This is a genomic window from Haloarcula sp. H-GB4 (assembly GCF_030848575.1).
GTDB lineage: Archaea > Halobacteriota > Halobacteria > Halobacteriales > Haloarculaceae > Haloarcula.
In genome coordinates, this window is the sequence record NZ_JAVDDX010000002.1 from 581090 (window position 1) to 594192 (window position 13103).

At 63.8% G+C, this 13103-nt stretch carries 12 protein-coding genes; 5 read left to right on the forward strand and 7 right to left on the reverse strand.

All coding sequences use genetic code 11. From position 1 onward, the window contains the following. Positions 1–105 precede the first annotated feature (105 nt). Positions 106–654 carry a hypoxanthine/guanine phosphoribosyltransferase gene (gene hpt / locus RBH20_RS11475; RefSeq protein WP_306708656.1) on the forward strand — a complete coding sequence of 183 codons (549 nt, stop codon included), beginning with the start codon at positions 106–108 and terminating at the stop codon, positions 652–654. Between the two features lie 19 nt (positions 655–673). Here the strand turns inward: hpt and RBH20_RS11480 are convergent, their stop codons facing one another. Next, positions 674–976, reverse strand: a complete 303-nt coding sequence (locus RBH20_RS11480) for a hypothetical protein (RefSeq protein WP_306708658.1) — start codon at positions 974–976, stop codon at positions 674–676. Positions 977–1093: 117 nt separating this feature from the next. On the opposite strand from RBH20_RS11480, the gene RBH20_RS11485 reads away from it, so the two are divergent. Both RBH20_RS11485 and RBH20_RS11490 read left to right on the forward strand, forming a co-directional pair. After that, entirely contained in the window at positions 1094–1522 is a 429-nt protein-coding gene (locus tag RBH20_RS11485) for a disulfide bond formation protein B (protein WP_306708660.1), read from the forward strand. Between the two features lie 93 nt (positions 1523–1615). Next, complete coding sequence (locus RBH20_RS11490) at positions 1616–2647, forward strand: aldo/keto reductase (protein WP_306708662.1); 1032 nt, start codon at positions 1616–1618, stop codon at positions 2645–2647. A gap of 112 nt (positions 2648–2759) precedes the next feature. On the opposite strand, the gene RBH20_RS11495 is transcribed toward RBH20_RS11490, so the two are convergent. From RBH20_RS11495 to RBH20_RS11515, 5 genes are all read right to left on the reverse strand, one after another. After that, on the reverse strand, positions 2760–4073 hold the full coding sequence (locus RBH20_RS11495; RefSeq protein WP_306708664.1) for an MFS transporter: 1314 nt from the start codon (positions 4071–4073) through the stop codon (positions 2760–2762). Between the two features lie 122 nt (positions 4074–4195). After that, positions 4196–5029: an endonuclease III gene (gene nth / locus RBH20_RS11500; protein ID WP_306708666.1), complete on the reverse strand. Its 834-nt coding sequence runs from the start codon at positions 5027–5029 to the stop codon at positions 4196–4198. A 555-nt stretch (positions 5030–5584) separates the two neighbouring features. Further along, positions 5585–8050: a DUF5059 domain-containing protein gene (locus tag RBH20_RS11505; RefSeq protein WP_306708668.1), complete on the reverse strand. Its 2466-nt coding sequence runs from the start codon at positions 8048–8050 to the stop codon at positions 5585–5587. Between the two features lie 79 nt (positions 8051–8129). Beyond that, the gene (locus RBH20_RS11510; RefSeq protein WP_306708670.1) at positions 8130–8906 is read right to left on the reverse strand and encodes an S-adenosyl-l-methionine hydroxide adenosyltransferase family protein; all 777 of its coding nucleotides are present in this window, start codon (positions 8904–8906) and stop codon (positions 8130–8132) included. Beyond that, positions 8906–9472 carry a nicotinamide-nucleotide adenylyltransferase gene (locus tag RBH20_RS11515; RefSeq protein ID WP_306708672.1) on the reverse strand — a complete coding sequence of 189 codons (567 nt, stop codon included), beginning with the start codon at positions 9470–9472 and terminating at the stop codon, positions 8906–8908. The genes RBH20_RS11510 and RBH20_RS11515 overlap by 1 nt, the downstream gene beginning before the upstream one ends. A 168-nt stretch (positions 9473–9640) precedes the next feature. Between RBH20_RS11515 and lonB the strand changes: the two genes are divergently transcribed. After that, positions 9641–11770, forward strand: coding sequence for an ATP-dependent protease LonB (lonB, locus tag RBH20_RS11520; protein ID WP_306708674.1), 2130 nt, complete (start codon positions 9641–9643; stop codon positions 11768–11770). Then, positions 11771–12592 (forward strand): CPBP family intramembrane glutamic endopeptidase, encoded by an 822-nt coding sequence (locus tag RBH20_RS11525; RefSeq protein WP_306708676.1) that lies wholly within the window; start codon positions 11771–11773, stop codon positions 12590–12592. It abuts the gene before it with no gap. Here RBH20_RS11525 and RBH20_RS11530 read toward each other — a convergent pair. After that, positions 12589–13092, reverse strand: coding sequence for an MGMT family protein (locus tag RBH20_RS11530; RefSeq protein ID WP_306708678.1), 504 nt, complete (start codon positions 13090–13092; stop codon positions 12589–12591). The two genes, RBH20_RS11525 and RBH20_RS11530, sit on opposite strands and share 4 nt — an antisense overlap. Positions 13093–13103: the final 11 nt, after the last annotated feature.

A 13103-nucleotide genomic window follows, 5' to 3' on the forward strand; every position in this document is an offset into this window, starting at 1 on the left:
GCTCGGCGGGCAGTTTGCGTGAACCGTCTGACTCACGACGTGATATCGTGGCACACCACGGCGGAGCCTCGAACAGTTTATTGTCCCGCTTCAGGTAACGGTGGCATGGAGAAGCTCCGCGAGTCGCTACACGAGGCCCCGATCATCGACAAGGATGGATACTCCTACCTGGTCCACCCGCTCAGCAACGGCGTGCCGATGCTGGAGCCAGAACTCCTCCGCGAGGTCGTCGTCGGCGTGACACGGGCGGCCGACCTCGACGTGGACAAGATCGTCGCGCCGGAGGCGATGGGCATCCACATCGCGACCGCACTCTCACTGCAGACGGATATCCCGCTCGTGGTCATCCGCAAGCGCTCCTACGGGCTTGAGGATGAGGTCCCGCTGCACAAGACCACCGGCTACTCCGAATCGGAGATGTTCATCAACGACATCGAGGCGGGCGACGACCTGCTCATTGTCGACGACCTGCTCTCGACCGGCGGAACGATGGCATCCATCTGCGAGGCGCTCGACGACATCGGGGCGGACATCTCGGATATCGTCGTCGTCTTCCGGAAACAGGGCGACTCAGCGCTCGACAACACCGACTACGATGTGACCAGTCTGCTCGACATCTCGGTCGATCAGGACGGCGTGACTATCCACGACTGAGAAGGACTGCTGTCCCTGTTTACCCCTGCTCGACAGCGGCGGCCATGTGCTCACGGGCTTCCTCGGGCGTCATCCCGCGAACGCCACACGCACAGGAGAGGAGTTCGGGGTCGGTCAGGTCGTCGACCTCTTCGGCGCTGGCCCGGTCGAGCGCGTCCTCGTCGGCGTCGTAGTCGAACGTCACCCGATATGTGACCTGTGCCACGCCCTCGATCTGGTGGGACTCGTCGGGGTCCGGATTCGCGATAGCCTCGGCGTGCTCTTCCTGCATTGCGGACTTCCACTGTTCGAGGTTCGCCTCGGGGTCCGAATCGTCGGGCATACGCTGGCTGTCGGTGGCAGGACTGAAAAAGCGAGCGCTGGCGATCCGGTCAGGCGAGAGCCGAGCAAGAGGTCGGCTCTCGGAACGCTTTTTCGGCCGGCAGACGCTGGCTTTCCTGTGGTTGACTCCCGATCCGTCTCCGACCGACCTCGGCTCCTGTTGGCCGCGGCGACTGCCGTCGCCACCGTTGCGACGGCCAGTAGCCTCTATCTCTCGCTGGGTCTCGGGCTGACACCCTGTCGGCTCTGCTGGTATCAGCGCATTCTGATGTACCCGCTGGTGGTCGTCCTCGGCATTGCCGCCGCTGAGCGCCGTCCCGGCGTCGTCCGGACGGCGCTGTCGCTTGCGGTTCCGGGAGCCGCTATCGCGGCCTATCACTCCTGGCTGCAGGTGAGCCAGACGACCTGCGGAATCGGAGCGATCAGCTGTGCGCAGATCCAGTACCGGGTGCTCGGCCTGACCGTCCCGAACCTCTCGCTGATGGCGTTCGTGCTGGTGACCGGCCTGGTCGTCGTGGCCACCCGACTGTCTGGCAGTCAGTCCTGATTCGCGGGAGCGACAGGGCCAGTGAGCGACCGATACCGGACAGCCTTCGCCGGGACCGCGCCCCTTTTTCGGGTTGCCCGACGTGGCTCCGATATGGAGTACACCAGACTCGGTTCGACCGGAACGACGGTTTCACAGCTGTGTTTCGGCACCTGGCGCTTCGGCCGGGAGACGGGCGGCGTCGTCGAGACCGACCGCGAGGAGGCCCACGAACTGCTCGATGCGGCGTGGGAGCGCGGCATCAACTTCATCGACACTGCCAACGTCTACGGCAATCCAAACGGGACTAGCGAGGAGTACATCGGCGAGTGGCTCGACGACTACGACCGCGAGGACTTCGTCATCGCCTCGAAGGTGTACTTCCCCTTCGACGGCCGCGGCGAGCCCGGTCCCAACGACTCCGGCCTCGGGCGCAAGCACATCCGCGCCCAGATTCAGGGGACGCTGGATCGCCTCGATACGGACTATCTCGATCTCTACTACATCCACCGCTGGGACGAGCACAGCGACATCGAGGAGACGCTGTCGACGCTCGACGACCTCGTCCGTGCGGGGAAAATCCACCATCTCGGTGCGTCGACGATGGCTGCCTGGCAGTTGACCAAAGCCCTCTGGAAGAGCGATGTCGAGGACTACGAGCGCTTCGAGGTGACCCAGCCGCTGTTCCACGCCGGCTACCGCGACGACGTGAAAGACTATCTCGATGTGTGTGCCGACCAGGACATGGCTGTCTGTCCGTACTCGCCGCTGGCCGGCGGCTTCCTCACGGGCAAGTACGAGCGCACGGACGACGACGACCCGACGGCCTTCGAGGGACCGGAGGGCTCCCGGGGCTCGCTGTCCGACCGCTTCGAGGACTTCTACCTCTCCGAGCGCGGCTGGCACGTCCTTGACGAACTCCGAACTGTCGCGGACGAACTCGACGCCACGCCCGCGCAGGTCACGCTCCGCTGGCTCATCGAACAGCCGGACTTCACCTGTGTCCCTATCGTCGGCGCTCGCACCGTCGACCAGCTCGACGAGAACGCTGGCGCGACGGACATCTCGCTGTCCGACGACCAGTTCAACCGGATTGTGAGCGCCCGCTACGCAGAGGACGGCGAGCGCTGGGGCCACCGGGCATAATCGGGAGACGAACTGACAGAACCACGCTATCGTCGGAGCACTCCACCGCCACCCGCAGGGAAGTTCGATCTAATTGCGACCGGATAGGATTCCCGGCCGACTGCTGATGGGTCTATGGCGCTGATTTGCTGGCCCTGTCACCAGAAACAGTCCCTGTTTCAGGTGCAATCTCACCGAACAGCCAGACTGCTCCGCCAGCGACAAGAAACAGGCTGCCAAGCGCTGCAACTGTTGTTGTTGCCGTGGTTGCATCCGCCAACGTCCCAGCAGCAAGTGCCAGCGGCGTCCGGAGCATCATATGCAACATCGACACCGCGGAGAGCAACGTCGCCCGTCCGACCGCCTCGACATGGTCGTTAATGTATCCGTTAGCGATCGGCTGGATCAGCGGCTTCGCGGTTCGCATCGACGCGAACGCCGGGAGTGCCACAAGCGCGAGCCACAGCGGTACCACGAGCGCGACAGCCGTCAGAACTGGCACGACGACCACGGCTCTGCGGACGCCGAGACGGTCCTCAATTGTGCCGGCGTAGTAGCCGCCAACGGATGCCACTGCTGTCAGGGCGGCGTACAGCACGCCCAGTCCGAGCGCAAGTGTCGCGCCGGCCTCGCCTGCTCGTGCTGCCGCGGTCGGAACACCTGTGGGAACCTGAACACCGATAGCGGCGGCGTACGGCCGCAGCGTCTCGACCACCATCGGCTGGATGTAGGTGTGTGAAACGCCCAAAACAGCATAGAACAATCCAATGTACAGGACCAGTGCGCGGAGCGGCGGCTGAGCCAGATACGTTCGGATGACAGAGACGGCTTCGAGTGGATCGAGACGGTCGGCGGAGCGACTGTCACCACCCCGGTCGGCGTACTGGCGGTTTTTGGGCAGTGAGAGCAGGGCAAAGAAGCCGAGACTATTGAAGCCGACCGCAGCAACGAACGGATAGGTTGGATGCAGCCCATACAGCAGACCACCAACAACCATTGAGACCGCTGCCGTCCACTTCTGTACTGCGTCACCCCGGCCGCGGATATGGCTGAACTGCCCGCTATCGAGCCGCTCAGTGAGTGTATCGTACAGCCACGCATCCATGCTCCCTGAACGTAAGGTCAGTGCCAGCGCCCACAGTGCATAGAGGAAGCCGTACCAGAGGAATCCCGAAGCGAGAACGAAGCCTGCGAGAGAGGTAACGGTGAACAGCACGCTGAGAAGGAGGCTCGCCCGCCGCCCGAGCCTGTCACCGACGTAGCCTGTTGGAATCTCGCCGACGACAGATAGCCCTGAGTAGATTGCTGAGAGGGCACCGACCTGTGTGAAGGACAGCGTTCGCAGGAGAAACAGGGTGAAGATAGGAGTGATAAATCCGACAGCGATCGTGGCACGGTATAAATAGTACCGGCGCACTAACCCACGGTCAGATACCGGTCGGAGCATACGGACCCTGTCACTTTCGATAGACTAAGCTCCTTCCAGAAACGTAGTTACGTTATATTATTGATATAAGAGAGTACGTATCAGCATATATCGATAGCACCGACAGTATACTGTAGAGTTCGTCAGGCGGTTTCGGATGGGTCGACGACCTCATCAGCAGCCAGATATACACCGACCTGGTCACAGTGGCCCGCCAGCGGGCACGCATCGGGGTCATCCAGACAGGCCGGTTTTCTGGCCGAGCAGTACTCCCTGCCGAACTGAATCATCGCGGTATGCCCGAACCCGCACTTCTCCGCGGGCACATCGCGCTCCAGATACTCACGGGCGGTCTCGTGGTCGGCGTCGGCCGGGGCCAGTCCCATCCGGCGGGCGATGCGGTGGACGTGTGTATCAACGGGGAATACGCCGCCGCGACCGCCTGCAAATAGCAGGACGCAGTCGGCGGTCTTCGGGCCGACGCCGTTCATGTCCAGCAGTGTCGACCGCACCGCCTCGGGGTCGCTTTCCCTGACGAATTCGTCGAAGCCCGATTCGCCGCCGTACTCCTCGCAGATACGCTGTGCCAGTGTGATGATGCGCTCGGATTTCTGGTTGTACAGCCCGGCCGAGGAGATGGTTTCAGCGAGTTCGGGCTGGTCGGCGTCGGCCAGCGCGCGGGCAAGGTCAGCATCGGTGCTACCATCGCTTGCAGCCCCGCCATCACTCCCATACCGCGCCATCAGTTCGTCATGGGCTGGCTGGCTCGCCTTGTCGGAGGTGTTCTGACTGAGAATCGTCCGGACAAGACACTCGAAGGCGTCCCGGCCGCCGTAGGTCTTCGTCCAGTACAGTTCGCCGAGACGGTCCACGACGGCTTCGGCTCGCGTCCCTGCCGTTTCCGGATCGAACGTTGCCGACTGGCCACCGCCAGCGGTCCCGCCGCTGATGTTCTCCGCTGGCTCCTCGTCGTGCATGTCCAGTAGCAGGGCCGGCGGACCCAAAACGCCTGCCCCGACCCATTCACATGACGGCGACGCCGCTTCGTCGCCATCACTTTCCTCGTCCGCAGTCCGATAGAAGAGAATGACTGACTGTGGTACCGGTCTGGGCCGAGCGTCGGCACAGATGCAGGAACAGATAATGCGTTCTTGTACTCTCCGGACACCATCCGCTGAGAGGTCCGATGGTTCCAGAGTGGTCCACAGCAAAGGACCTGAAATGGGGCGTCCTTGGGGCAGACGCCCACGGGACAGACACGAAAACTCGTGGCGTGCGGCGACGGGCTATGCCCACGGTGGTCGTCGCCGCGAAAGATGGTCGAAGCTGACAGGTCAAGACCCGGTCACGTCCTGGCACTCACCTCCTGTGGGGCGGCGTTTGCGCGGACGACAGGGACGGCAGCACCCGACTCGCTACGGCGACAGATGTCCCGCCTCGACGTGGCCTGTTCGTCCGGCATACAATTGTTTAGGCTACCCTAAAACACAAAAAGCCATCGGTTTCTAGGCGAGCCAAAAAGAGGGAGACGATTACTCCTCGACGATAACGGTGCCAGCCATCCCCGCAGCCTCGTGCGGAATACAGACGTAGGCGTGTTCGCCGGCCGTCTCAAATGTGTGAACGTAACTCTGGCCGGACTGAACGGCCCCCTTGCCGTTCTCCCACCCTTCGCGTGCAGCCGACTCGCTTTCAAACCCGCCGGAGGCCCAGTAAGTCGCATCCTCTGGGAGGTCATCCGCAACAGCGGTGACCGAGTGCGCTTCGCCACCGACGTGTTCCCAGGCGACTTTGTCACCGACGCTGACGGTGAGTTCCGCCGGTGCGTACGCGACGGCCTCCATGTCAACGACGTGGTCGGCGTCCTCGGGAACACCTTCAACAACGTTCGGGCCGCCGGACAGTGACGACTCGGTTTCCTCGGACTCCTCGCCGCCGTGGCCGCCGGACCCGCTCGGGGCGCTGTCGACAGCACCGACAACGGCGAACTGTCCGGTTCGCGTGGCATCCGCCATCTGCGTCGGGTTGGCGTCGCCGTTCGTCAGTCCACGCGAGAAGTCGTTCAGTGCCCCCTCGAAGTTCTCGTAGGCGTCGTGGTCCGCTTCCTCCAGCATCTCGTGGACCCGCGCCTCCTCGAAGGTCGCGAAGACGTCCTGCACGACGTCCGTCGCGGCCTCCCCGTTGCCGCCGGCGCTCCCAGCGATGGCGTACGCCGCCGCGATAGCCTCGTCGTTGAATGCCGTCGCCGCGGCGGTGACGTCCCCGCCGTCATCGGCCGCGGAGCGAATGTCCGTAAGCGTCGATTCGAAGCTCTCGTAGATTTCCTCGTCGGCTTCCTCCAGCGCCTCGTGGAAGCCTGCTGCGCCGCTCTCAAAGTGAGCAAAGGTGTCCTGAATGACGGTCGCCGCGCGGTCGGTTTTAGACAGCGCCGCGAGTCCGGCCGCGTCGAAGGCCCGTCCGATCATGTAGTCCGCTTCCGCCCCGCTGGCGACAGCCGTCGACAGGGCCGATTCGAAGTCAAGCAGGGCTTGCTGAACCCCGTCGTGGTGGGTTGCCACGGCATCACTGTCGTCGTCCTCGTAGGCCGACTGGAGTGATATGAGGTGCTCCTCCTCGAAGCGGTGGTAGAGGTCCTCGCTCTCGTGTTCCATCGTCTCGTGGAAGCCGAGTTCGTTCTCCTCGAAGCGGGCAAACACGTCCGAGACGATGGTCGCCGCGCTGTCGGCGTCGCCGAGGCGGTACAGTTCGCGAGCGTCCGCGATGCGGGCACGGAAGAACGCTGACTCCAGCGCAGCCCGGGCGTCCTCGCCGCGGACCAGTGCTTCGATTCCGGCGACAAGGTTCGTATCGACCGTTTCGGTGGCGCTGTCGATACCGTCCGCATTACTGTTCCCGATGGCACTGGAGAGGTCATCCAACCCACTCTCAAAGGCCTCGTATGCTTCGCCGTCACCCTCCTCAAGCGCATCGTGTGCGCTCGCACCTTCGAAGTGAGCGAAGACGTTCTCGACGGCGGTCGACGCTGCATCGGCCGCGCCGTTGGTGGCGAGCCAATCCGCGTCGGCGACGCGGGCACGGTAGCTGTTCAATGTGACCGTGTGCGCATACGCCTGTCCGGGACCCCCAGCGGATGCGAGCGTGGCCGCGTCCCAGCCGCGGGCCTGCATCGTCGCGAGGTGGCCTGCGCCAGCGACCGACGCCTCCTGAACCAGTGCATAGGCGCCCGAAACGGTCGCGTCAAGCGCGGCGCGGGCCTGTTCAGTGGCGCCGCTTGCGTCTTCACTGCCTGCGGCAGAGCCGATGCCAGCCAGTGCGTTCTCGAAGGCCTCGTAGGATTCCGCGTCCGCCTCCTCGAGCTGGCTGTACACCAGCGCGTCCTCGAACGCAGTCATCGTCTCCTCCGCGATAGCGGCGGCCCCCTCGAAAGCGCCCAGCGTCCCAGCCATGGCGGCATTGCTCGCCCGACTGCCCAGCAAGAGCAGGTCCAGCACTCTGGTAGCCTGCTGTCCGGCAGCGGCCTGCTGAGCCGTCTGGAGATGGCCTGACGCTTTGTCCGCAGCCGACGCGGCTCCGGGCACATCGCCCTCGGACAGCGACGACTGGACCGTCCCGAGAGCATCCTCGAACCCCTCGTATGCTGACTCTGACGTGGACTCAAGCTGTTCGTGGGCACCGTACTCACCGGACGCACCTTCGAACCGGGCGAAAATGTTCTGTGCGACGGTCGCTCCGGCACCGGGCGCACCGGCCCGCCCCAGAGCGACGGCATCGTACAGCCGTGCCCGGTATACGTTCCATTCGGTCGCGACAGCGGTCATCGGCCCGACCGAAACGCCGCTTTCGCCGCTCTCGTCTGTTCCTGCGGTCGCTGCCTGTTCTGTCGTTTCGGTGTCCGCTGACGCCGTGTTCGAGTCGGACGACCCCACCCCTGGGCAGCCAGCAAGCAGTCCCGTCGCAGCGATCCCCACCGTCTTCAGCAAGTCACGTCTCTGTGGCATACGCTTTATTAGGGATGCCTAAAAGACTTAAGGCCACCGATCTTTTGGTATCCCTAAACCACCAGACAGTAACGCATTATCACAGCGACAGGTCCACAGTACCCCCGGTACTGACACCGAACGCGTCGTCGCCACGACCGCGGTTGACGGCGAGTTCGACGTTTCCGTGACTGCCAACGGTGACGAGTCGCTGACCCCGGTCGACGCCAGCGTAGGCTCGGTGTACTGGGGCCTCAGTATCGCCGACCGCCACCGTCCCGCCGAACCGATCCGCGAGGACCTCGCCGGGAATGTTCGTCACGGCGTTCCCGAAGTCATCGACGACGAGCACCTCGCCGGTCGCTCCGTCACCATCGACTGTGGCCGCCGGGAACCGGAGGTCGACGTAGTCGTCGGTCGGGGTGGTTTCGGGCCGGGTTTCGATGGCATCGACGCCAGTGTCGTGGACGGCCGCCGCGGCGGGCGCAAACACGTCCCGCCCGTGGAAGGTCGTGCTCGCGGGGTCGTCGTAAGCCCAGGTGAACACCTCGAACGCATCTGTGGCGTCGTTTTGGTTTTCGGCTAGTTCGCGGGTAACCGGCAGGAGGACACCGTTGTCAGGCCCCACGAGCGCGTGGTCGTCCGCACGGACGACCAAGGCATCTCTGTCGGTCCCGACACCCGGGTCGACAACGACACAGTGGACTGCCGGCGGGAAGTACGGGAGCGTCTGCGTGAGCCAGAACGCCGCTGCCCGCACGTCCTGCCGTGGGAAATCGTGGGCGATATCCTCGATGCGCGCGTCCGTGGCCTGACAGATGACGCCCTTCATTGCCGCCGGATAGGGCGATCCGAAGTCTGAACTCAGTGTAATCATCAGTCGTCGAGGTCATCGAGCGACTCGGGGACCGGTTCGCCTGTGGCGGCGTACCGTTCGAGCGAGTCACTGTCTGAGACGTGCTGGAGCCGCTTGATGCCGTGGATCTCCTCGATAACTTCCACAACAGATGACGGGACCCGGTCGCGCCAGGACTCGTCGTCGATCATCCGCTGGCGAATCTCGCTGCCCTCCAGCCGGTCGCGGTCGAACATTGGGGACTGGCGGACTTCGATGCCGGCCTCCTCGAACAGGCGGACCACCAGCGGATTGTTCGAGTACGCCACGTCGAAGTCCGGACACATACTCTCGACGTGGCTTACCCAGACGGCGTTGCGGTTGATGTCCTCAAGGGGGACGACATATGTCGTCAGGTCGTACTCCGCGACGGCCTTTGTGATCATCATGATCCGCTCACCGGCCGTAAAGGGGTCGTGTGTGGTGTGTGAATCGTCGGCGCTTCCGATACCCAGAACAAGCTCGTCGACTTCCTCCGAAATCCGCTCGACCATCGAGTGATGGCCGTTGTGGTAGGGCTGGAAGCGACCGATGTAGAACCCACGCATATTCCCCAGTGGGTGTGGTGGTTTGATAAACCCGACGACGCGGTACTGCCGGAATACAATCCCTCCAATTCGGGCGCTGTACTGCGGTTTCAGGGTGTTGCAACAACCGACACGGGGAGAAAGTATATCAGTCGACAGGCCTTCCATGAGTATGTTAGCAACGTTTGTATGAGCGACAACACCGACACCGACGCGACTCCCGACCCTGACCGGGAGGCATCCGACGCTGGGGAGGAAGAGGCGTCGACCAACGGGGCCAAACAGGACCCCAACGAACCCGCCTCTGAGCCCTCGGCAGACGAGCCATCCGACCCGTCCGAGGACCGATGGGCCGGCGAGGGAGAAACGTCCGAAACGACACTCGGAAGCGATGTCCAAGTTGACGGCGAGTCTGAACTGGACGGAGACGAGGAGAATCTCCTCGGCGGTCTCGAAATCGAGTCGACCGCCGACATCGAAGTGCCAGACCGACTCGTCGACCAGGTCATCGGGCAGGACCACGCCCGTGACGTGATCAAGAAGGCGGCCAAGCAGCGCCGCCACGTGATGATGATCGGCTCCCCCGGAACGGGGAAGTCGATGCTGGCGAAGGCGATGTCTCAGCTGCTCCCACGAGAGGAACTGCAGGACGTTCTTGTCTACCACAATCCCGACGACGGCAATGAACCGAAAGTACGCACTGTCCCCGGCGGCAAAGGGGAACAGATTGTCGAGGCCCACAAGGAGGAGGCCCGCAAGCGAAACCAGATGCGGACCTTCCTCATGTGGATCATCATCGCCATCGTCATCGGCTACGCCCTGATCCTCGTCCAGCAGGTCCTGCTGGGGATTCTCGCGGCCGGTGTCATCTATCTCGCATTCCGCTACGGTTCGCGCGGCAGCGACGCGATGATTCCGAACCTGCTGGTCAACAACGCCAACCAGAAGACCGCGCCGTTCGAGGACGCCACGGGCGCCCACGCCGGTGCGCTGCTGGGCGACGTTCGTCACGACCCGTTCCAGTCCGGTGGGATGGAGACGCCGAGCCACGACCGCGTCGAGCCCGGCGCGATCCACCAGGCCAACAAGGGCGTGCTGTTCGTCGACGAGATCAACACGCTCGATATCCGCAGCCAGCAGAAGCTGATGACGGCCATTCAGGAGGGAGAGTTCTCCATTACGGGCCAATCCGAGCGCTCCTCGGGCGCGATGGTTCAGACCGAGCCAGTCCCCTGTGACTTCATCATGATTGCGGCGGGGAACCTCGACGCGATGGAGAACATGCACCCCGCGCTGCGCTCCCGTATCAAGGGGTACGGGTACGAGGTGTACATGGACGACACCATCGAAGATGACCCCGAGATGCGACGGAAGTACGCCCGGTTCATCGCCCAGGAGGTCGAAAACGACGGGCGGCTCCCGCACTTCACCGAGGAGGCCGTTCAGGAGCTCATCCTGGAGGCCCGGCGTCGCGCCGGCCGAAAAGGCCACCTCAGCCTGAAGTTCCGTGACCTTGGCGGACTGGTCCGCGTCGCTGGCGACATCGCCCGCGCCGAGGACCGCGACCGCACCGAGCGAGCGGACGTGCTGCAGGCCAAACGGCGCTCCCGGTCCATCGAGCAACAGCTCGCGGACAACTACATCGAGCGCCGCAAGGACTACGAGCTCACCGTCAACCAGGGCGACGTGGTCGGCCGCGTCAACGGGCTCGCCGTCATGGGCGAGGACAGCGGTATCGTCCTCCCTGTGATGGCCGAGGTCAGCCCGTCACAGGGCCCCGGGCAGGTCATCGCCACGGGACAGCTCAAGGAGATGGCCGAAGAGGCTGTCCAGAACGTCTCGGCGATCATCAAGAAGTTCTCTGACGAGGACATCTCCGAGAAGGACGTTCACATCCAGTTCGTGCAGGCCGGTGAAGGCGGCGTCGACGGCGACTCCGCCTCTATCACCGTCGCTACCGCGGTTATCTCCGCGATAGAAAACGTCCCAATCAAGCAGAACCTCGCCATGACCGGCTCACTGTCGGTCCGGGGTGACGTGCTCCCGGTTGGCGGCGTCACACACAAAATCGAGGCAGCCGCCAAGTCGGGCCTCGATACGGTCATCATTCCTGAAGCGAACACGCAGGACGTGATGATCGAGGACGAGTACGAGGACATGATCGAGATCATTCCGGTCTCGCACATCTCAGAGGTCCTCGAGGTCGCACTGGCTGGCGAAGCCGAGAAGGACTCGCTGGTCGACCGCCTCAAGTCCATCACGGGCAAGGCACTCGACCACGAGGTCGGCCGGCAGGGCGGCAGTCCAAGTCCGCAATAAATGCCCGAGTGGGCCGCATTCGTCGGCCTGACGGGGTTTCTTTTAACCGCGCTTCTCGGTCTCGCACGGCTCTCGCAGGGAGCCGTCCGGTCCGATGGCGGCGTCTCGTCCACAGTCGACGGCGTCTCGATGGCCGACAGGGACCCGACTATCCCGCGGTTCGAAACCCAACGGGCGGCGGCCCAGCGACAGCAGATGCGCGACACGCTCGCCCCGAGCGATGTCTCGACAGGGGCGTTGCTTGCCAACGTCGCGTTCACACAGGGGCTGTTCGGCGTGCTGCTGGTCGCCGGCGCGTTTTATTTCGAAATCCCCGCTAGTGCGTTCGGCATCGCCAGTGACGCACTTTCGACAGGGTTGCCGGCGATGGCCATCGGTATCGGCGCTGGGATCGGCTTCTGGGTCGGGAACGAGGGCGCCGCTGCGCTGGCAGACGGTTTCGGCGTCACCTTCGACGAGTCACTACGGGAACTGCTCGCCCCGGATTCGGCCGTCGGCTGGGTCATCCTGCTGGGCGGGGTCCTGCCGGTTATCGCTATCGTCGAGGAACTGCTCTTCCGGGCGGCGGCTATCGGCGTCCCCGTGTCCGGCCTCAACGCACCGGCGTGGGCGATGGCCATCGTCGCCTCCGTCGCCTTCGCACTGGGCCACGGCGCACAGGGCCGGGTGGGTATCGTCGTTACCGGCACGCTGGGGTTGGCGCTCGCTGGCCTGTTCATCGCGACAAACAGCTTACTCGCAGTTGTCATCGCCCACTACTTGGTCAACGCCCTCGAGCTGATTGTCCACGAGGGGTTGGGCGTTGACCGGCTCTGGGCCTAAAGGCCCTCAATAGCCCGGAGCTTTTGCTCGACGGGCGGCGGCGCTGCGCTTGGCCCGTCCCGAACCCGATGGTCCGGAATCAACAGCGGCACGGGGTTTGCGGCCAGTGCCTCCCGGACCTGTGCGATGTCGTCCTGCTCGTCAGCGTCCAGATCCGGTGTCATCTGCGCGACCTGTGCAACGGATGCGTCCTCGCCGTACGGAATCTCTTGGACAGCTTCCAGCACGATTCGCTGGTCCGTCGGGACCGTGAGGCCGACTGTCACATCCGCGAAGTCGTCTTCAACCCCCTGAAGATACTCCGCGATGCGGTCGAGCAGCGTGTGGTCCTCGCCGGCGTCGGCCTCCGGCTGGGACGGAAACGACAGCGAAATGATCCGGTCGCCGGCTTCTCCAAGCTGGACGTACCGGTCGAGATACGACGACTCACGGGCGTAGATTCCTGCGTCCCCGGTCGGTGCTTCCATACTATCGCTGTCGGCCGGTCGCCCCTTCAACATTCGGCATCGGT

Bases quoted from the DNA above. Each gene is read 5' to 3' on its own strand.
- hpt (WP_306708656.1), top strand. From the start codon at position 106: ATGGAGAAGCTCCGCGAGTCGCTACACGAGGCCCCGATCATCGACAAG.
- RBH20_RS11480 (WP_306708658.1), bottom strand. From the start codon at position 976: ATGCCCGACGATTCGGACCCCGAGGCGAACCTCGAACAGTGGAAGTCC.
- RBH20_RS11490 (WP_306708662.1), top strand. From the start codon at position 1,616: ATGGAGTACACCAGACTCGGTTCGACCGGAACGACGGTTTCACAGCTG.
- RBH20_RS11495 (WP_306708664.1), bottom strand. From the start codon at position 4,073: ATGCTCCGACCGGTATCTGACCGTGGGTTAGTGCGCCGGTACTATTTA.
- nth (WP_306708666.1), bottom strand. From the start codon at position 5,029: ATGCACGACGAGGAGCCAGCGGAGAACATCAGCGGCGGGACCGCTGGC.
- RBH20_RS11505 (WP_306708668.1), bottom strand. From the start codon at position 8,050: ATGCCACAGAGACGTGACTTGCTGAAGACGGTGGGGATCGCTGCGACG.
- RBH20_RS11510 (WP_306708670.1), bottom strand. From the start codon at position 8,906: ATGATTACACTGAGTTCAGACTTCGGATCGCCCTATCCGGCGGCAATG.
- RBH20_RS11515 (WP_306708672.1), bottom strand. From the start codon at position 9,472: ATGCGTGGGTTCTACATCGGTCGCTTCCAGCCCTACCACAACGGCCAT.
- lonB (WP_306708674.1), top strand. From the start codon at position 9,641: ATGAGCGACAACACCGACACCGACGCGACTCCCGACCCTGACCGGGAG.
- RBH20_RS11525 (WP_306708676.1), top strand. From the start codon at position 11,771: ATGCCCGAGTGGGCCGCATTCGTCGGCCTGACGGGGTTTCTTTTAACC.
- RBH20_RS11530 (WP_306708678.1), bottom strand. From the start codon at position 13,092: ATGTTGAAGGGGCGACCGGCCGACAGCGATAGTATGGAAGCACCGACC.